Origin of the sequence: Streptomyces sp. NBC_01689 (genome assembly GCF_036250675.1) — a bacterium.
GTDB lineage: Bacteria > Actinomycetota > Actinomycetes > Streptomycetales > Streptomycetaceae > Streptomyces.
Map to the genome: position 1 here is coordinate 2237807 of NZ_CP109592.1, position 18966 is coordinate 2256772.

Below are 18966 nucleotides of genomic sequence, written 5' to 3' on the forward strand. Positions count from 1 at the left end.
CGCGCCCGGCCGCGGCGCCCGGCCCCCGTTCAGTCCCGCCCCGGTACGAGGAACTCGCACCACACGCACTTGCCGCCGCCCCGGGCCTCCACGCCCCACACGTCGGCGAGCCGGTCGACCAGCAGCAGACCGCGTCCGGAGACACCCGTCACGCCCGCCTCCCGGCGCCTCGGCAGGGCACTGGAGGAGTCCTCGACCTCGACACGGACCCTGCGGTCGGAGCCGCTGAGAACCCGCAGGGTGACGATCGCGGGCCCCTCGGTGTGCATGAGCGCGTTGGTGATCAGTTCGTCGGCGACGAGTTCGATCTCGTCGGCGCGCTCGACGGCGCCCCAGGCGCGGACCGCCGCCCTGATCATGTGGCGGGCCTCGGTGAGGGCCTCGGAGTCGCCCGGCGCGACCCGCTGCTGGAGCCGGCCACCGGACTGCCGGGGTCCGGGCCCCCGGCGGCGCAGGAGCAGCAGGGCCACGTCGTCCTCGCCGCCGCGTTCCTCGGCCACGTCGATGAGCCGGTCGGCGAGGTCGCGCACGTCCTGCGGTCCCGACCGGATCAGCTCCATGAGGGTGTGCATCCCCTCGTCGAGGTCGACCCCTGGCTGTTCCACGAGCCCGTCGGTGCACAGCAACAGGGTCTGGCCCGGGTCGAGTTCGATCGTCTCGACCGGATATTCGAGGCGTCCGAACAGGGCGGACAGGCCGAGCGGCAGACCACCCTCGACGGACAGCCGGCGGCAGGTGCCGTCGGTCCGCCGCACGACCGGGTCGATGTGCCCGGCCCGCACCAGCTGGACGACTCCGGTGGACAGGTCGGCCTCCGCGTACAGGCAGGTCGCGAAGCGTTCGGTGTCGAGTTCGTGCAGGAAGACGGAGGCGCGGGCCATCACGGTGGCGGGGGTGTGCCCCTCGGCGGCGTAGGCGCGCAGCACGATGCGCAGCTGGCCCATGACGGCGGCGGCGTGCGTGTCGTGGCCCTGGACGTCACCGATGACGGCGCCGACCCGGCCGCCCGGCAGCGGTATCAGGTCGTACCAGTCGCCGCCGATGTCCCGGCCGAGGGAGGCGGAGCGGTAGCGGACGGCGGTGTCCGCGCCGGGCACGCTCGGGATGCAGCGCGGCAGCATGGCCTGCTGGAGCCCCTGGGCGAGGTCCTTCTCCTGCTCGTAGAACATGGCCCGCTGCAGGCTCTGGGCGATGCTGCTGCCGAGCGCGACGAGGACGTTGCGCTCCTCGGCGGAGAAGCCGTACCGGTCGTTGTAGAGGAGGCCGAGGGCACCGATGGGGCGCGCCTGGGCGATCAGCGGGAGATAGGCGGCCGAGGTGATCTCCAGGTCGGTGATGTGCGGCCACAGCAACGGGTACGACGCGGCGAAGTCCTCGGGCGACTCGATGAAGCGCGGGGCGAGGGTGCGCACGACCTCGCTCATCGGGTACTCCTCGTCGATCCGGGTGATCAGGGTGCCCGGGACGAAGCTGCCCGCGGGGCCCTCGGCGACGAGCCGGATGCGGCCGGCCTCGACGAGACCCATCACCAGGCTCGTCGCCCCCAGATGGGTGAGGCCGTGCGTGTCCTTGAGGATGTCGATGACGTCCTGCACGGTGCGGGCGTGCGCCAGCGCGGCCGTGGTGATCTGCACGACGTTGGTCTGCTGGCGGCGGGCCTCGTCCTGGGCGGCGAGTTCGTTCCGCGCCGCGCCCTCGCTCAGTTCCTGCGTGGCGTCGCGCACGATGCCGATGATCCGGCGCGGTCGGCCGGTCCCGTCGCGCCGGATGTGCCCCTGGGTGTGCGTCCAGCGCAGGGACCCGTCGCGGCGGCGCACGCGGAAGTAGGCGCCGTAGTTCTCGCTGCCGTCCTTGATGGCCTGGGACACCACGGTGTCGAGGCGGATACCCTCCGCCGGGGGCATCCGTACCGACAGGCCCTCGGGGGACCCGTCGAACTCGTCGGGGCGCAGGTCGAAGATCTCGTGGGCCCGGGCGTCCATGTGGAACAGGCCGCCGTCCAGGTCCCAGTCGAAGCTGCCCATACGGTTGAGCGCCAGGATCGGATCCGGGTGGGCGGGCCAGTCGTCCGGGAGAGGCAGGGCGCTCGCTCCCCGATCAACCATGGGGCCACCTTGTCAGCATTTGCCGGAATCTTCGACTTCTGAGGACCCGCTCCGGGGCCCTCCGCGCAGGGGCGCGGGGACCGCCGTCCCGGCGGCCGGCCGGCCGCTCAGCTGTCGAAGATGTCGGTCGGGGCGTCGAACACGGTGCCGCTTCCGGGTGACTCGTCGGGCACCGGACCGCCGCCGTCGGGCAGGCCGGGGAGGTCCGGCAGGGTGTCGGGGCCGGTCTCCTCGCTCGGCTCGTCCGGCCAGGGAACGGTGCCCTCGTCCGACGGAGCCGCCGGGGGCGGAACGGTGACGGTGGCCGTGGGGCAGTCCGGGGGCGCCGCCACCGGGGTCTGCGCGGGCGTGTCCTCGTCCGGGAGGACGTCGGTCGGGCCGGGCGGTACGGTCACGGTCGCCGTCGCGCAGTCGGGCGTGGCGCCGTCGGGCGGGCGGCCCGTTCCGTCCGGTGGGTCGCCGGGGTCGGCCGCGGAGGCGGACGGCGAGGCCTGCGGGCTGTCCGGGCCGGTCCGGGACCCGTCGGGCGGCCCGATGTCGGGTGCTCCGCCCTCGGGCGGCGGGACGACGGCGTCGCGGTGCCCGTCGTCGCCGATCCGCCGCTGGATCCAGGTGCGGCCGTCGGGAGCGATGATCGTGACGCTGCCGAGCGGTGCCGGCGCGGAGGTCACCTCCACGACCCGGTCGGGCCGGAACGAGGACCAGGACCGCCCGCTGGTGGCCGCGGCGCCGCGCGGCGCGACCGGCGGAGTCAGCGGATTGCCGCAGGCGCACCGGAGCCGGGGCACACCCCGGTCGTCGACGAGGACGGCCGTGCCCGCCTGCAGCACGGACTGGAATCCGGTCACCCCGCCGTCCCGGTATCCGTGGCCGGTGACCCGGGTGTCGGCGCGCAGGACGACCGGGGTCAGTCCGCCCAGGAAGTCCGGCAGGGCGTCCTGGGCGATGCCCGCGGCCCGGGCGAAGGCCTGGGCTCTGCGGGGGTCGGCGGCGAGCAGTCCGGCCTGCCGGGCGACGTCGCAGCTGCCGGCCGACCGGGTGCCGCCGTACAGGCCCGGTGTGCCGCCCGCGAACCGCGCGGGATGCGCCGTGTCCGTGGTGTCACCGGATGCCGGGGAGGTCCGCGCCGTCGATTGCGGTGTTCGGGTGACGTGCGGCGTGGTCGTGGCGGCGGTGGAGACCGTCGAGTCGGTGAACGGGTCGGGTCCGCGGGTGGCCGCCGGCTGGAGGAGGATCTCGCCGTCGGAGGCGCCGGACACCGTGTTCTCGCCGGTCCCGCCGCCGTTGCCGCCGCACCCGGCGACGAGGAGGGCCGCCGAGAGGGCGCAGGCCGTGACGAAGGTTCGGGTGGGTATGCGCACCGCGTTCTCCCGTTCATCCCGGACAGGTCGATGACCATTGTCTGCGTCGCCCGGTTGGCGCACGCAAGCGGAGACGATCACCCGGAGTCACACTGGGAGGGAGAGGAGCGACTCGCCGTGGAGTGGTTCACCGCCCCCGAGTACTGGCTGAGCCGGCTGGTCTTCCAGCGGGCGCTGGCCGTGGTGTACCTCGTCGCGTTCCTCTGCGCGGCGCGGCAGTTCCGCGCGCTGCTCGGGGAGCGCGGGATGCTGCCCGTGCCGCGGTTCGTGGAGCGGGTGCCGTTCCGTCACGCGCCGAGCGTCTTCCACCTGCACTACTCGGACCGCTTCTTCGCCCTCTGGTCCTGGGCGGGCTGCGCGGTGTCCGCCGCTCTGGTCGCGGGCGTGGACGGGTGTCTCCCGCTCTGGGGCGGCATGCTGCTGTGGCTCGTCCCCTGGGTGATGTACCTGTCGATCGTCAATGTCGGTCAGACCTGGTACGCGTTCGGCTGGGAGTCGCTGCTCCTGGAGGTCGGCTTCCTCGCCGTCCTCCTGGGCAACGACGAGACCGCTCCCCCGGTCGTGGTCCTCTTCCTGCTGCGCTGGGTGCTGTTCAGGGTGGAGTTCGGCGCCGGTCTGATCAAGATGCGCGGCGACGTCTGCTGGCGCAGGCTCACCTGCCTGGACCACCACCACGAGACCCAGCCGATGCCCGGTCCGCTGAGCTGGTTCTTCCACCGTCTCCCCAAGCCCCTGCACCGGGTGGAGGTGGCCGCGAACCACGTCACCCAGCTCGTCGTCCCCGTCCTGCTGTTCACCCCGCAGCCGGTCGCGACCGCCGCCGCCTCGCTGATGGTGCTGACCCAGCTCTGGCTGGTGCTGTCCGGCAACTTCTCCTGGCTGAACTGGATCACGATCGTGCTGGCCCTGTCCGCCGTCGCGTTCCCGGCGAGCCCTCCGCCGGTGCCGGGGCCGCCGCTCTGGTACGAGATCGTGGTCCTCGCCGTCGCCGCCGGTCTGCTGGTCCTCGGCTACCGTCCCGTCCGCAACATGATCTCCCCGCGCCAGGTCATGAACCGCTCCTTCGACCCGCTGCGGCTGGTCAACACCTACGGCGCGTTCGGCAGCGTCAGCCGGGTGCGTCACGAGGTGGTCGTCGAGGGCACCTCGGACGAGGTCCCCCGCGAGGACTCGGACTGGCGGGAGTACGAGTTCAGGGGCAAGCCCGGTGATCCGCGGCGCTGGCCGCGCCAGTTCGCCCCGTACCACCTGCGGCTCGACTGGCTGATGTGGTTCGCGGCGCTCTCCCCCGCCTACGCGGGTCCGTGGTTCACCGGTCTGGTCGAACGGCTGCTGGAGAACGACCGCGACACCCTGCGGCTGCTGCGCCGGTCCCCGTTCCCGGCGGACGCGCCTCCCCGGTACGTCCGGGCCCGCCTGTACCGGTACCGCTTCACCACCTGGCGTGAACTGCGGGAGACCGGTGCGTGCTGGCACCGGACCCCGGTACGGGAGTTCCTGCCGCCGACCCGGCTGGAGGGAGGCGATCAGAGCCCGTAGACCCGCAGGGCCGTACCGCCGAACACCTCGGCGCGCTCCCCTTCGTCCAGCCGCTCGGTCAACTCATCGGTCGTCGCGACGACTTGGGCGTAGGAGGCGGCCAGCGTACAGACCGGCCAGTCGGAGCCGAACATGAGACGGTCCGGCCCGAAGGCCGCGAGGGCGGTCTCGGCGTACGGGCGGAGGTCGTCGGCCTTCCACCGCGCGAGGTCCGCCTCGGTGACCAGCCCGGAGAGCTTTCCCACCGTGTTGGGGAGCGCGGCCAGCGTCCGCAGCCGGCCTGCCCACGGCCCGAGGGCGCCGGACGCGATCGGCGGTTTCCCCAAGTGGTCGAGGACGAAGGTGAGTTCGGGATGGTCCATGGCCGCGCGGACACAGGAGGGAAGTTGGTGCGGCCGCACGACCAGGTCGTAGACGAGACCGGCCGCCGCGACGGCCGCCAGCCCACGCCGTACATCGGGCCGGAGCAGCCAGTCGGGCTCCGGTTCCCCCTGCACCTGATGACGGATGCCCTTGAGGCGGTGGCCGCCGGGCAGTTCCCGCAGCCGGGCCAGCTCGTCGGCGACGTCCGGCCGGGTCAGGTCGGTCCAGCCCACCACTCCGGCGATCAGCTCGCTGCTCCCGGCGAGGGCGAGGAACTCCGGGGTCTCCTCCGCCACGGTGACGGTCTGCACCAGGACGGTCCGTCCGATCCCAGCGGCGGCCGCCTCGGGCAGGAGGTCGTCGACGGTGAAGTCCCGGCGCAGCGGCCGGAGTCCGGGGCCGGTGATCCAGTCCTGGTCCCGGACGGAGAGGTCCCACACGTGGTGGTGCGCGTCGACCCTCACGGCAGCTCCCACACGACGGGCAGGCCCGCGCCCGCGCCCTCGCCGGAGTAGTCGTGCACGACGTCGAGGAGTTCGGCCATCCGCGCCTGCCAGGCGATGTTGACCGGCAGTCGCTCCAGCTCGGCGAGCATCCTGGCGTAGTCCTCACACTCCAGGACGTGGAAGAGGTCGGTGCCGCTGCGCCAGATCGTCCACGAGGTGGCTCCGGCGGCCCGGATGGCCGCCGTGAGCTCCGCGGGCACCTTGCGGTGGGCGGCCTCGTACGCGTCGACGCGGTCGGCACGCACCTTGGTGTGCAGGGCGATTCTCATGACGGGTCCTGTACGGGTACGGGGGCTTCCTCGGGCAGCAGTCCCGCCTCCCGCAGTTCCCGCCAGAACGCGGCGGGCACCGGTGTGGCGAACTGCTCGGCGCAGTCGTGGACTTCGTGTGCCGAGCGGGCTCCGACGAGCACGCTCACGACGGCCGGGTGCGCGGCGGGGAAGGCGAGGGCGGCGGCGCGCAGGGTGGTGCCGTGCCGTCGTGCGGTCTCCTGGAGCCGCAGGGCCCGCTCCAGCAGTTCCGGCGGCGCCGCCGCGTAGTCGTACGTCGCTCCCGGCCTCGGGTCGGCCAGCAGACCGGAGTTGAAGGCGCCGCCGACGACGACCGAGGTGCCGCGGGCCTGCGCGGCGGGCAACAGTTCGGCCAGGGCGCCGTGGTCGAGCAGGGTGTAGCGGCCCGCGCACAGCACCACGTCGACGTCCGTCTCGCGCACGAAGCGGGTGAGCATCCCGGTCTGGTTCATGCCCGCGCCGATCGCACCGACCACGCCCTCCGAACGGAGCTTCTCCAGCGCCGGATAGCCCTCGTGGAAGGCCTGCTCGCCGTGGTCGTCCGGGTCGTGGAGGTAGACGACGTCCACCCGGTCCAGACCGAGCCGTTCGAGTCCTGCCTCCAGGGCGCGCCGTACCCCGTCGGCGCTGAAGTCCCAGACCCGGCGGTGGGTGGCCGGCACGGCGAATCCGTTCGCCAGGTCGTCGCCGCCCGTGCCGGTGGGCTCCAGGAGGCGGCCCACCTTGGTGGAGAGGGTGTACGCGTCGCGCGGCCGCTCGCGCAGGGCCGCTCCGAGCCGCCGTTCGGAGAGGCCGAGGCCGTAGTGCGCCGCGGTGTCGAAGGAGCGGATGCCGGCCTCCCAGGCCGCGGTCACGGCGTCGTACGCCGCCTCCTCGGTCACCGGGGTGTACAGGTTGCCGATGCCCGCGGCGCCGAAGGACAGGGCGCTGACCCCGACGCCGCTCCGGCCGAGCGTTCTCACCGGCCCGCCGGTCGCAGCCGCAGTCCCTGCATACCGCCGTCCACGGCGAGCGCGGTACCGGTGGTGGCGCCGGACAGCGGACTGGCCAGGTAGGCGATCGCACCCGCGACCTCGTCGGCCGAGACGAGACGGCCGGAGGGCTGGCGGGCTTCGAGGGCGGCCCGCTCCGCGGCCGGATCGGTCGCGGCGTCCAGCAGCCTGCCGACCCAAGGGGTGTCGGCCGTACCGGGGTTGACGCAGTTGACGCGGATGCCCTCGCGGAGGTGGTCGGCCGCCATGGCGAGGGTGAGGGAGAGGACGGCGCCCTTCGACGCGGAGTACACCGCGCGCTGCGGCAGTCCGGCGGTCGCGGCGATGGAGCAGGTGTTCACGATCGCCGCGTGCGCGGACTCCCGCAGATGCGGCAGCGCGGCGCGGGTGGTCCGCACCATGCCCAGGACGTTGACGTCCAGCACCCGGTGCCACTCGGTGTCGTCGTTGTCCTCGACGGTGCCCTGGGCGCCGATCCCCGCATTGTTGACCAGCACGTCGAGTCCGCCGAGATCCACGACCGCGGCGGCCACCGCCGCACGGACGGAGGTGTCGTCGGTGACGTCGGCGAGGTGGCCGAGCAGCGGCTTGTCGACCCCGGAGAGATCGCGGTCGAGGACGGCGACCCGGGCGCCGCGGGCCGCGAGCAGCTCGGCGGTGGCCCGGCCGATGCCCGAGGCGCCTCCGGTCACCAGCGCCTTGAGACCTTCGAAGTCCGCGGTCATGCCGCTTCCCCCTTCTGACTGTCGGGTTCCTGCCGGGCGAGGTCGGCGGCCCAGAAGGTGCCGCCTGGATAGGTGAACTCCGCGATGGACTCCGGACGCATGGTGGCGGAGAAGCCCGGCGCGGTGGGTGCCGTGTAGTGACCCTGCCTGATCACCACCGGGTCCAGGAAGTGGTCGTGCAGATGATCGACGTATTCGATGACCCGGTCGTCGGTGGTGCCGGAGAGCGCCACGAAGTCGAACATGGAGAGGTGCTGGACGAGTTCGCACAGGCCGACGCCGCCGGCGTGCGGGCAGACGGGCACCCCGAACTTGGCCGCGAGCAGCAGGATCGCCAGGTTCTCGTTGACGCCGGCGACCCGGGCCGCGTCGATCTGCAGGACGTCGATGGCACCGGCCTGGAGGAGCTGTTTGAAGACGATGCGGTTGTGGACGTGCTCGCCGGTGGCGACCTTGACGGGGGCGACCGCCTTGCGCACGGCGGCGTGCCCGAGGACGTCGTCGGGGCTGGTGGGCTCCTCGATCCAGTACGGTTCGAACTCGGCCAGGGCCCTGGTCCAGTCGATGGCCTCGTCCACGTTCCAGCGCTGGTTGGCGTCGATCGCGATGCGGATGCCGGGGCCGACGACCGAGCGGGCGACCCGGCAGCGCCGTACGTCGTCCGTCAGGTCGGCGCCGACCTTCAGCTTGATCTGGGTGAAGCCGTCGGCGACCGCCTCGGCGGCCAGCCGGGTGAGCTTCTCGTCGCTGTAGCCGAGCCAGCCGGGCGAGGTGGTGTAGGCGGGGAACCCGTTCTGCCGGAGGGCTGCGGCGCGTCCGGCGGCGCCCTGTCTGCCGCGCCGCAGCATGTCCAGCGCCTCGTCCGGGGTGAGGGCGTCCGTGAGGTAGCGGAAGTCGATCTGGCTGACCAGCCACTCCGGTTCGGCGTCGGCGAGGAGCTGCCACAACGGCTTGCCGGCCCGCTTGGCGGCCAGGTCCCACACGGCGTTGACGACGGCGCCGATCGCCATGTGCATAACGCCCTTCTCGGGCCCCAGCCAGCGCAGTTGGCTGTCCCCGATCAGATCACGGGCGAGGGAGCCGGGGTCGGCGCACAGCTCCTCGACGGACCGTCCCAGCACATGCCCCCGCAGCGCCTCGATCGCCGCGACCTGGACGTCGTTGCCCCGTCCGATGGTGAAGGTGAATCCGTGCCCCTCGGGACAGTCGGCCGTGTCGCCGCGCAGCACGACGTAGGCCGCCGAGTAGTCGGGGTCCGGGTTCATCGCGTCCGAGCCGTCGAGCTCGCGCGAAGTGGGGAAACGGACGTCGTAGGTGTCGACCGCGGTGATGCGAGCGGCAGTTGGGGACACAGGAGGCCTTTCGGTCCGGAACAGGGGGTACGGAGGGGTCCGTACGGGAGCGGAGGGGCGGTCAGTCCTGGGCACGTCCGGTGGTCACCCGGGCGATCATCAGGGCGACGAGGATGATCCCGCCGTAGATCGCCTGGATCCAGAAGGACGGCACCTGGGCGAGGGTGAGCAGGTTCTGCACGACGCCGAGGAGCAGGACGCCGGTGAGGGCGCCGAACATGGTGCCCCTGCCGCCGTCGAGGCTGATGCCGCCGATGACCGCGGCGGCCATCACCGTGAAGATCATGTTGTTGCCCTGGTTGGCGCTGATCGCGCCGACGTACCCGGTCTGCATGATCCCGCCGACCGAGGCGAGGACGCCCGCGACGACGGACACCCCGAGCAGCACCCGGTCGACGCGGATGCCGGCCGCGCGGGCGGCGTCGGTGTTGCCGCCGATCGCGTACAGGGCGCGCCCGATGCGGTGGTACTTGAGGATCAGCCCGGCGACGCCGAAGGCGACCGCGGCCAGCCACACCGAGAGCGGAACGCGCAGGAAGGTGGAGGTGGCCAGGGAGAAGAACGCGTCGGGCATGCCGAACAGCGTCTTGCCCTTGGTGGCGCCGACCAGCAGCCCGCGCAGGACGATCAGCATCGCGAGGGTGACGATGAAGGCGTTGAGCTTGAACTTGACCACGAGGACGCCGTTGAAGGCGCCGATGAAACCGCCCACGACGAGGACCGCCAGGAGCGCGAGCCCGGCCGGCCACTCCGTGCCCCAGCCGGACTGCGCGGCGGGCAGGACCAGGAGGGCGCCGACGGCGGGCGCGATGCCGACGACCGACTCCAGCGACAGGTCGATCTTGCCTGTGATCAGGATCAGCGACTCGGCGAGGACCACCATCGCGAGGGCCGCGGAGGCACCGAGGATGGAGATGAGGTTGCGCTCGGTGAGGAAGGAGTCGTTGACGATCGCACCGAGCACCATCAGCAGCAACAGGGCTGGTACGAGCGCGAGTTCGCGGGCCCTGCGGAGCAGAACGGCCTTGGTGGCATGCCCGTCGCGCACTGCCGCGGCGGCGAGCGGGGAGGCCTTCGTCTCAGTCATCGGGGCCCCGCTCCCCTCGGCCGGGGGTCCGGGGGTGACCCCCCGGGGAGATGCCGTGGCCATGGTCCACTCCTTCGATGGAGGCGATCAGCTCGTGGTCGTGCCAGCCGGCCGGGTGCTCGGCGACGACACGGCCGTGGAAGAGGACGAGGACGCGGTCGCAGCGGCGCAGGTCGTCGAGTTCGTCGGAGACGACGAGCACGGCGGTGCCGTCGTCACGGGCGCTGTCCACGCGGGACAGCAGCGACTGCTTGGACTTCACGTCGACGCCCGCGGTGGGGTTGATGAGGATGAGCAGCCGGGGGTCGGAGGCGAGGGCGCGGGCCATCACGACCTTCTGCGCGTTGCCGCCGGAGAGGTCGGAGACCGGCTGGTCGGGACCTTCGGCGTGGATGTCGAGGCGGTCGATCAGCTCCTCGGCGAACCCCCGCCTGCGGTCCGTGGCGATGAAGCCGTAGCGGCCGAGCCGGTTCAGGACGCTCATGGTGGTGTTGTCACCGATGGTCATGCCGGAGACCAGCCCCTGCTCGTGCCGGTCGCGCGGCACACAGCCGACGCCCGCCCTGAGCGCGGCCTGCACATCGCCGAACGGGAGCGGCTCGCCGTCGAGTCTGGCCGTGCCGCCGGTCGGCCGGTGCAGTCCGGCGAACGACTCGGCCAGTTCGATCTTGCCGCTCGCGCTGGAGCCGGCGAGCCCGACGACCTCGCCGCGGCGCACGGTGAGGTCGATGGCCTCGTACGCGTCCGAGGTGAGGCCCTCGGTGCTCAGCACGACGGGAGCGTCCGCGGGCGTGGCGTCGCGGACGGCCGTCCGTTCGGCGATCGCCTCGCCCGCCATGGCCTCCACCAGCGCCGGCCGCGGGAGTTCGGCGACCGGCGCGGTGGTGATCCAGCGGGCGTCGCGCAGCACGGTGACCGTCTGGCACACCTCGTACACCTCCTGGAGGTGGTGCGAGATGAACAGGAAGGTGACACCGGACTCCTGGAGCGCGCGCATCCGGGTGAAGAGCCGCTCGATCTCCCGGTTGTCGAGCTGCGCGGTGGGTTCGTCGAGAACGATGAACCGGGCGCCGAAGCTCAACGCCCGGGCGATCTCCACCATTTGCCGGTCCTCGACCTTGAGGTCGGCGGTGCGGGCCTCGGGGTCGACCCGCACGTCCCAGGTCGCCAGGACCTCGGCCGCCTCGGACCGCAGTCTGCGCCAGCTGATCAGTCCGCCGCGTCCCGTCGGCTGCCGGTTGATGAAGAGGTTCTCGGCGACCGTCAACTCCGGTACGACGGTGGGTTTCTGGTAGACGCACGCCACCTTGCGGCGCCAGGCGTCGCGGTCGGTGAGCGGGGGCGCGGGTTCGCCGTCGAAGCGGACCGTGCCCTCGTCGGGGGCCTGCAGACCGGTGAGGATCGTGACGAGGGTGGACTTGCCCGCACCGTTGCGTCCCACCAGGGCGTGGGACTCCCCCGGCAGGACGGTGAGCCGGCCGTCTCGGAGCGCGACGGTGGGGCCGTACCGCTTGGCCACCCCGCGCGCCTCCACCAGTGGGGTACTCATTTGACCGTGTTGCCCCAGAGCTGGGGGTCGTCGACGTTGTCCTTGGTGACCAGCGGCGCGGGCAGCTGGTCCTCCAGGATGCCGCCGGGCAGCTCGACGATCTTGGAGTCGTGGTCGGTCGGGCCGGTCTTGAACTTCTTGCCCTGCATGGCCGCCTTGATGTAATACATGCCGTACTTGGCGTAGGCGTCGGCGGGCTGCGAGACGGTGGCGTCGATCTCGCCCTTGCGGATGGCGTCGAACTCCTGCGGGATGCCGTCGTTCGAGACGATCGCGATGTGGCCGGCCTGACCCGCCTTCTTCAGCATCCCCTTGGACTTCAGGGTCTGCAGGGTGGGTGCCAGGTAGACGCCACCCGCCTGCATGTAGATGCCCTTGATGTCGGGGTTGGCGTTCAGCAGCGTGTCCAGCTTGGAGGCCGCCGTGTCGGACTCCCACTTGGCGGGGATCTCCAGGACCTTCAGCTTCGGGTAGTTCTTCTTCACGCAGGAGCGGAACGCCTCGGAGCGGTCACGGCCGTTGACGGAGGCCAGGTCGCCCATGATCTGCACGACCTTGCCCGAACCGACCTGCTTGCCCAGGTACTCGCAGGCCTTCTCCCCGTACGCGACGTTGTCCGCGCGGACGACCATGGCGACCTTCCCCTTGTCGGGGGCCACGTCGACGGCGACCACGGGGACGCCCTTGCGCTCGGCCTGGTCGAGACCGGCGACGATCGCGGCGCTGTCCAGCGGGGCCACCACGAGACCCTTCACGCCCTGGTTGAGCTGGTTGTTGATGTCGGTGATCTGCTGAGAGGGATCACTGTTGGAGTTGACGGTCTTCAGGGCGTCGACGCCCTCGGACTTCGCCATCTTCGGCACGTAGTCGTTGTAGGACTGCCAGAACGGCGAGGTCAGCAGCGGCAGGATCACTCCGACCTTGCCGCTGCCGTCGCCTCCCCCGCCGCCGGAGGCGACGTCGTCCTTGGTGCTGCCGCACGCCGCGAGCACCAGGGTCGCGCAGGCGGCCACCGCCGCCGCGCTCACCGCCCGCGACGAGATTCGCCTGTTCCGCACTGTTCTGCCGGCCATCTGACGGCTCCTCATTGAGCGAGATCGAGCAGGACGCGTGGCCGGAGTCCCTCTTCCGGCCGGGACGAATATTTATCAGACCACTTTGGGTCCGCAACACCCCGCGGAGCCATGTTTTCCCGTTTTCCGGCCGTAGTGGTCCGACCACATCGGTGGTTAGACTGCGGCGCACCCGGCAACAGGAGGAAGCGGCGTGGACGAGACCCTGTCCGAGGAAACGGAGGGCGCGCCCCAGAAGGGCACCGTGACCGAGCGCGCCATCGAGCGGATCAAGGCGATGATCAAGGAAGGCCGTCTCGAACCCGGTCAGCGGCTGCCGACGGAACGCGATCTCGCCGCGCAGCTGGGCATGTCCCGCAGCTCGATGCGCGAGGCCATCCGCGCGCTCACGGTCCTCGGCGTGCTGGAGGCCCGGCACGGCTCGGGCATCTACGTCACCCAGCTGGAGGCCGGGGATCTCCTGGAGACCTTCGGCGTGGTGGCCGACCTCTCGCGCGGACCCCGGCTGGTGGAACTCCTGGAGGTGCGCCGCATCCTGGAGTCGACGGCGACGGCGCTGGCCGCCGCGCGGATCACCCCCGACCAGCTCGCCGAGGTGGAGAAGCATCTGACGGCGATGAACGCGACCGACGACCCGGAGGAGATCCTCGCCCACGACCTGGCCTTCCACCGGGAGATCGCCGCCGCCGCGGGAAACGAGACGATGGCGGCGATCCTGGAGGGGCTGTCCTCGCGCACGTTCCGCGCCCGGGTCTGGCGCGGCTACCAGGAGGAGGGCGCCTTCGAGCGCACCCGCCGCGAGCACGCGGCGATCCACCGCGCGCTGCTGGCCCACGACCCGGAGGCGGCCAGAGCGGCCGCCGCCGCGCATGTGGGCGAGGTGGAGCAGTGGCTGCGGACCCAGCTCACGCAGTAGCCGGGTCCGCGGCCCGTACGGCGCTCAGGCCCGCGTCAGCCGCAGCGTCACCAGCTGGAAGGGGCGCAGCGACAGGCTGATCCGGTCGCCGTCGCGCTCCGGCGGCACGGCGTCCGCGAGAGGCCGCTCCAGCAGATCGGTCACCGTGACGTCCCCGGCCGCGAAGCCCGTGGTGAGCGTGGCCCGGGTCCGGCCGCCGCGGGACTCGTGGAAGCGTACGACCACGTCACCGCTGCCGTCGTCGGCGAGCTTGACCGCGGTCACCACGACCGCGTCCTGCTCGACGTCCACCAGCGGGGCGACGTCGCCGGCGCCCGTCAGGTGCCGCTCGGGCAGGTTGATCCGCCAGCCCTCGCGCACCGCGTCCCCGATCCCGGCTCCCGGCACCAGCGCGTGCCGGAAGCGGTGGACGCCCTGGTCGGTCTCCGGGTCCGGGAAGCGCGGGGCGCGCAGCAGGGACACCCGCACGGTGGTGGTCGTACCGGAGTCGCTGTCGCGCACGGTCCGGGTCACGTCGTGTCCGTACGTGGAGTCGTTGACGACCGCGACACCCCAGCCAGGTTCCTCGACGTGCACGAACCGGTGATTGCACGCCTCGAACTTGGCCGCCTCCCATGAGGTGTTGGTGTGGGTGGGCCGGTGGAAGTGCCCGAACTGGGTCTCGGACGCGTACCGTTCGGCGTGCACGTCGAGCGGGAAGGCGAGCTTCAGGAACTTCTCGGTCTCGTGCCAGTCCACCTCGGTGTCGATGCCGAGCCGGCGCTCGCCCGGAGCCAGCGACAGCACCTGGGTGACCCGCGACGCGCCGAAGGACCGGACGATCCGGACCGAGACGCCGTCGTGGCCCGGCGCGACCTCGTCGGCGTCCACCAGGTCGGTGACCGTGTTGCGGTAGAACTCGTCGACGTCCCAGGCGTCCCACATGTTGGGGAAGTCGGGGTGGATCTGGAGCAGGTTGGCGGCCCGGTCCGGTGCGACCGTCTCGCGGCCGGCCTCGATGTCGTACGCCGAGACGACCAGTCCCCGGGCGTCGACCTCGACCCGCAGCAGGCCGTTGTCGAGGACGTGTCCGCCGTCGGCCCGCGGGGTGAGGGAGACCCCGCCGAGGTCGACGGCCGGACCGGCGGCGCCTGCCGGGACCCCGCCGCGGGGGTGCGGAGCCGAGTTGAACAGCAGCCGGGTGGTGCCCTCGCCGGCCAGCGCGCGCTGTGCCGCGCCGATGATGCCGTCGAGTTCCCCGGCGACCCGCTCGTACGTCCGCCGGGCCTCCCGGTGCACCCACGCGATGGACGACCCGGGCAGGATGTCGTGGAACTGGTGGAGCAGCACCGTCTTCCAGATGCGGTCCAGTTCCGCGTACGGGTAGGGGAATCCGGTCCGCACCGCCGCGGTCGCCGCCCACAGCTCGGCCTCGCGCAGCAGGTGCTCGCTGCGGCGGTTGCCCTGCTTGGTCAGCGCCTGGCTGGTGAGGGTCGCGCGGTGCAGTTCGAGGTACAGCTCACCGACCCAGACGGGCGCTTCGGGGTGTTCGGCCTCGGCCTTCGCGAAGAACTCGGCGGGCGTCTCCCACACCACGGTGGCGGACCCTTCGAGGTTCTTGAGCCGGGCGGCCTTGCCGACCATCTCCCGGGTGGTGCCGCCGCCTCCGTCGCCCCAGCCGGTGGGCGCGAGGGAGTGCCGGGCGACGCCCTTGTCCTTGAAGTTCCTGGCCGCGTGGGCGATCTCGCCGCCCCGCATGGAGCAGTTGTAGGTGTCGACGGGCGGGAAGTGGGTGAAGATGCGGGTTCCGTCGATGCCCTCCCAGCGGAACGTGTGGTGCGGGAACTTGTTGGTCTGCGACCACGAGATCTTCTGGGTGAGCAGCCACTTGGAGCCCGCCGCCTTGATGATCTGCGGGAGTCCGGCGGCGAAGCCGAAGGTGTCGGGCAGCCAGGCCTCGTCGTTCTCGATGCCGAACTCGTCGAGGAAGAACCGCTTTCCGTGCACGAACTGACGGGCCATCGCCTCTGAACCGGGCATGTTGGTGTCCGACTCGACCCACATGCCCCCGGCCGGCACGAACCGGCCCTCCGCCACGGCCTTCTTCACCCGGGCCCACACCTCGGGCCGGTGCTCCTTCACCCAGGCCCACTGCTGGGCCTGGGACATGGCGAAGACGAACTCGGGCTCGTCCTCGACGAGCGCCGTCATGTTGGAGGTCGTGCGCGCCACCTTGCGGACCGTCTCCCGCAGCGGCCACAGCCAGGCCGAGTCGATGTGCGCGTGTCCGACCGCGCTGATCCGGTGCGCCGAGGGCACCGCCGGTTCCGCGAGCACGCCCGCCAGCCGGGCCCGGGCCGCCGCGGCGGTGCCGCCCACGTCCTGGAGGTCGACGGCGTCCAGTGCCCGCTCCACCGCGCGCAGGATGTCCCAGCGCCGCGCGGACTCCACCGGCAGCTCGGCCATCAGCTCACCGAGCACCTCCAGGTCGAGGACCAGCTCCCACACCGTCTCGTCGCGGACCGCGAGGTCCATCCGGGCGAGTGTGTACTGCGGCTCACTGCCCGCCGTCTCCTTGTCGCCGAGCCGGGTGGGCAGGAAGGGGTGGTAGTCGAGGATCACCGGATTGGAGGCGGCCTCGATGTGCAGGCGGACCTCCTCGCCGCCCTCCGCGGGCGCGCCGACGCGTACCCACTGGTTGCGCGGGTTGAGCCCCTTCACCGGTGTTCCGTCGGGCCGGTAGACGAGCCCTTCGCACTGGAACCCGGGCATGTTCTCGTCGAATCCGAGGTCGAGGAGGGCTTCCACGGTCCGGCCGGCCCAGGACTCGGGGACCGTCCCGGTGACCCGGAACCAGCTGGTGCCCCACGGAGCGCCCCAGCGCGCGCCCACCTCGATCGGCTCCGGTTCGGCCGCGAGTCCCTCGGCGACCGGGACCGGCTCGCCGGGCGCGTTCCACACCGCCACGTCCAGCGGGACGGACTCGGGGTACACGGCCGGTCGGATGCGTTCGTCGAGGACACGCTTGAGGCGGGCTTCGACCAGGGTGCGGTCGTCATGCATGGGTGAGCTCCGTGGGGTGAGGGGTGCGGGTTACCAGGTGTGGGTGGTCGTGGCCGGGGTCGAGACGGTGAACAGCTCCCCCACCGCGCGCAGTTCGAATCCTGCGGCGGCCTCGCCCTGCTCGGCGGTGAGACCACCCACGTAGAAGGCCGACTGGCAGGTGCCGCCGAGGAAGCGGCGGGTGCCGTCGGGGAGAATCCGGTGGAGCTCGTAGTGGCGTACGTGACCCGTGGGGCGCTGCCACGCGAAGCGCAGGTCGCCGCCGTCGGCGTCGGTGATCCGCAGCTCGGTGGGGGTGCCCGGGGTCACGGTCGCGTCGCGGACCGCGAGCCCGCCCAGTCGCCAGCTCACCGGAGGGCCGCTCGCCGCCAGCCGCACGCCGAGCGCGTGCACGGTCCCCGACAGTCCGGTCAGCCGCACGGTGGACGTCTGCCATCCGCCACCGCCGCCCGCGGGCACGGTGAGGAAGGTGTACGGGGGTGCCTCGCCCGCCGTGCCCGGTTCCTCCGTGGCGACGGCCAGCTCCAGGGAGGCGCTGCCCGCGTCCGTACGGTGGGTCAGCTCGACCACCGTGTCCGCACCGAGCGGCAGCCGGGTCGCGTAGAGGTCGAGCGTCGTCGGCTCGTCGAGCGTGCCGGAGACCAGGAGGCTGCTGCCGCCCCGCCAGGCGTCCGCGAAGTCGAGGGTGACGGCCGGTCGACGGCCGGTGGTGCGCACGGCCCAGCGGCGGGAGGGCAGCCGGTCCTGGAGGCCCAGGTGGTTCCACGCGGTGTCCGAGGCGACCTCACCGTCCTCGTACCACCTCAGGCCGTGGCCGGTGTTGAAGACGGTCGCGAACGGCAGCGCGTCGACGGTCGACCGGTCGGCGACGGAGAGCGCCGGGGCCCGCCAGCTCGCGTTCGCGGCCGGCCGGGAGGGGTCCAATGAGGCGCCGGTCCAGAACAGGTCGTCGGCGGCGTGGAAGTCGCCGGGGGTGCGGCCCGCGGGCAGATGGTTGCGGGTCCACTCGGGCCGGTAGAAGCCGACCGAGGTGACGTGCGCCTTGTCCGCCGGCACGATGGCCTCCCAGTCGACCGACGCGGCCGTGCCGTTCGCCTCCACATCGACGCCCGCCCACAACTCGTAGGGACTGCGCCCGAGTTGCTGCGCGGCGGTGGCGGAGGAGGCCAGACTGCTCGCCGACCAGCGGAAGTCGACGAACAGCGAGTCGGCGGCCTGGAAGAACGTCTTGTTCTGGTTGTCGAGCGCGCCCTGCCAGCCGACCGAGCCGCTGACCGTCATCGCGTCGTACCAGGTGACGCGCTGCCCCTGGGCCGCTCCGAGCGCCTTGAGTTCCTTCAGGAAGCCAAGCATGGCGGAGGCGAGCGCGGTGTCTCCGCCGCCGGTCTCGGCGTTCACGAACCAGCCGTCGAAGCCGTACGCCGCCGCCACCGCCACCAGTTGGGCGGCGAGCGGGTAGTGCCCGGCGACGTCCTTCTGCACCAGGTCACGGGTCCACTGGAGGCGGCCGCCGTAGGCGACGGGTGGCAGGAAGACGTTGCCGAGGACGGGTACGCCGTGCCGGTGGGCCGCGTCCACGATCGGGGCGTTCGGCGCGAGGATCAGCCCCTCGCCGGACGAGCCTCCCCAGAAGACGAGTTCGTCGACGTAAGCCCAGTGGGTGAGGGCGTAGTAGTCGGCGTCGGCGGCGCCCTGGGAGGGATTGAGCGACGTGGGGCCGAACGAGACGAGGGACTGGACACGCGCCTGGCCCGCGCGGGCCGTGCTGTTCGCGGGCGTCGGGGTGAAGCGCGCGGCGAGCGGTACGGAGGCCGCGTTGAACGCCAGGTCCGTGTCACCGGCGGCGCTCCACGCCTTCAGGCTGCGCCAGGTGATGCCGGCGCCCGGAGTGCCGGAGGGCAGCGAGTCCGGGTACCAGTAGGAGGCGTACGGCTGGAGGTCGCGGGCGGCCGCGGCGGCCCGGCCGGGGACGCCCGGCAGGGTGGGGGTGAGCGCCGCCGCGGCTCCGGCGAGCAGGAGTGCGCGTCTGCTGAGGTTCACTGTGTGCTCCGCGTCGTCGTGGGACG

14 protein-coding genes are annotated in these 18966 nt (G+C 72.2%); 2 read left to right on the forward strand and 12 right to left on the reverse strand.

All coding sequences use genetic code 11. The features are described 5' to 3' along the window. Nucleotides 1-29: 29 nt before the first annotated feature. Both OG776_RS09515 and OG776_RS09520 read right to left on the reverse strand, forming a co-directional pair. Nucleotides 30-2105, reverse strand: a complete 2076-nt coding sequence (locus OG776_RS09515; RefSeq protein ID WP_329320085.1) for a SpoIIE family protein phosphatase — start codon at nucleotides 2103-2105, stop codon at nucleotides 30-32. A 107-nt stretch (nucleotides 2106-2212) separates the two neighbouring features. After that, nucleotides 2213-3466, reverse strand: a complete 1254-nt coding sequence (locus OG776_RS09520) for a DUF6777 domain-containing protein (RefSeq protein ID WP_329320087.1) — start codon at nucleotides 3464-3466, stop codon at nucleotides 2213-2215. A 117-nt stretch (nucleotides 3467-3583) separates the two neighbouring features. Between OG776_RS09520 and OG776_RS09525 the strand changes: the two genes are divergently transcribed. Beyond that, nucleotides 3584-5005, forward strand: a complete 1422-nt coding sequence (locus OG776_RS09525) for a lipase maturation factor family protein (RefSeq protein WP_148012512.1) — start codon at nucleotides 3584-3586, stop codon at nucleotides 5003-5005. Here the strand turns inward: OG776_RS09525 and OG776_RS09530 are convergent. The 8 genes from OG776_RS09530 to OG776_RS09565 all read right to left on the reverse strand — a co-directional run bounded on the left by OG776_RS09530 (nucleotide 4993) and on the right by OG776_RS09565 (nucleotide 12942). After that, nucleotides 4993-5832: an amidohydrolase family protein gene (locus tag OG776_RS09530; RefSeq protein ID WP_329326394.1), complete on the reverse strand. Its 840-nt coding sequence runs from the start codon at nucleotides 5830-5832 to the stop codon at nucleotides 4993-4995. The genes OG776_RS09525 and OG776_RS09530 overlap by 13 nt on opposite strands. After that, complete coding sequence (locus tag OG776_RS09535; RefSeq protein ID WP_148012514.1) at nucleotides 5829-6143, reverse strand: L-rhamnose mutarotase; 315 nt, start codon at nucleotides 6141-6143, stop codon at nucleotides 5829-5831. The genes OG776_RS09530 and OG776_RS09535 overlap by 4 nt, the downstream gene beginning before the upstream one ends. Continuing rightward, complete coding sequence (locus OG776_RS09540) at nucleotides 6140-7126, reverse strand: aldo/keto reductase (RefSeq protein ID WP_148012515.1); 987 nt, start codon at nucleotides 7124-7126, stop codon at nucleotides 6140-6142. The genes OG776_RS09535 and OG776_RS09540 overlap by 4 nt, the downstream gene beginning before the upstream one ends. Then, the gene (locus OG776_RS09545) at nucleotides 7123-7881 is read right to left on the reverse strand and encodes an SDR family NAD(P)-dependent oxidoreductase (RefSeq protein ID WP_148012516.1); all 759 of its coding nucleotides are present in this window, start codon (nucleotides 7879-7881) and stop codon (nucleotides 7123-7125) included. Before OG776_RS09545 ends, OG776_RS09540 begins: the two co-directional genes overlap by 4 nt. Further along, the gene (locus OG776_RS09550; RefSeq protein ID WP_148012517.1) at nucleotides 7878-9233 is read right to left on the reverse strand and encodes an L-fuconate dehydratase; all 1356 of its coding nucleotides are present in this window, start codon (nucleotides 9231-9233) and stop codon (nucleotides 7878-7880) included. Before OG776_RS09550 ends, OG776_RS09545 begins: the two co-directional genes overlap by 4 nt. A 61-nt stretch (nucleotides 9234-9294) precedes the next feature. Continuing rightward, on the reverse strand, nucleotides 9295-10320 hold the full coding sequence (locus OG776_RS09555) for an ABC transporter permease (protein ID WP_148012518.1): 1026 nt from the start codon (nucleotides 10318-10320) through the stop codon (nucleotides 9295-9297). Beyond that, entirely contained in the window at nucleotides 10313-11869 is a 1557-nt protein-coding gene (locus OG776_RS09560; RefSeq protein ID WP_329320092.1) for a sugar ABC transporter ATP-binding protein, read from the reverse strand. Before OG776_RS09560 ends, OG776_RS09555 begins: the two co-directional genes overlap by 8 nt. After that, nucleotides 11866-12942, reverse strand: a complete 1077-nt coding sequence (locus OG776_RS09565; protein WP_148012520.1) for a sugar ABC transporter substrate-binding protein — start codon at nucleotides 12940-12942, stop codon at nucleotides 11866-11868. The genes OG776_RS09560 and OG776_RS09565 overlap by 4 nt, the downstream gene beginning before the upstream one ends. Before the next feature lie 193 nt (nucleotides 12943-13135). Here OG776_RS09565 and OG776_RS09570 point away from each other — a divergent pair, with 193 nt between their 5' ends. Next, nucleotides 13136-13858, forward strand: coding sequence for a FadR/GntR family transcriptional regulator (locus OG776_RS09570; RefSeq protein ID WP_187285889.1), 723 nt, complete (start codon nucleotides 13136-13138; stop codon nucleotides 13856-13858). A gap of 24 nt (nucleotides 13859-13882) precedes the next feature. On the opposite strand, the gene OG776_RS09575 is transcribed toward OG776_RS09570, so the two are convergent. Both OG776_RS09575 and OG776_RS09580 read right to left on the reverse strand, forming a co-directional pair. Continuing rightward, entirely contained in the window at nucleotides 13883-16900 is a 3018-nt protein-coding gene (locus tag OG776_RS09575) for an alpha-mannosidase (RefSeq protein WP_329320095.1), read from the reverse strand. Nucleotides 16901-16930: 30 nt separating this feature from the next. Then, nucleotides 16931-18940, reverse strand: a complete 2010-nt coding sequence (locus OG776_RS09580) for an endo-beta-N-acetylglucosaminidase (RefSeq protein WP_329320097.1) — start codon at nucleotides 18938-18940, stop codon at nucleotides 16931-16933. Between the last annotated feature and the right edge of the window lie 26 nt (nucleotides 18941-18966).

What these genes read in the sequence shown, in the direction of transcription:
- OG776_RS09515 (WP_329320085.1), bottom strand. Translation starts at nt 2,105, where the DNA reads ATGGTTGATCGGGGAGCGAGCGCCCTGCCTCTCCCGGACGACTGGCCC.
- OG776_RS09535 (WP_148012514.1), bottom strand. Translation starts at nt 6,143, where the DNA reads ATGAGAATCGCCCTGCACACCAAGGTGCGTGCCGACCGCGTCGACGCG.
- OG776_RS09545 (WP_148012516.1), bottom strand. Translation starts at nt 7,881, where the DNA reads ATGACCGCGGACTTCGAAGGTCTCAAGGCGCTGGTGACCGGAGGCGCC.
- OG776_RS09555 (WP_148012518.1), bottom strand. Translation starts at nt 10,320, where the DNA reads ATGACTGAGACGAAGGCCTCCCCGCTCGCCGCCGCGGCAGTGCGCGAC.
- OG776_RS09560 (WP_329320092.1), bottom strand. Translation starts at nt 11,869, where the DNA reads ATGAGTACCCCACTGGTGGAGGCGCGCGGGGTGGCCAAGCGGTACGGC.
- OG776_RS09565 (WP_148012520.1), bottom strand. Translation starts at nt 12,942, where the DNA reads ATGGCCGGCAGAACAGTGCGGAACAGGCGAATCTCGTCGCGGGCGGTG.
- OG776_RS09575 (WP_329320095.1), bottom strand. Translation starts at nt 16,900, where the DNA reads ATGCATGACGACCGCACCCTGGTCGAAGCCCGCCTCAAGCGTGTCCTC.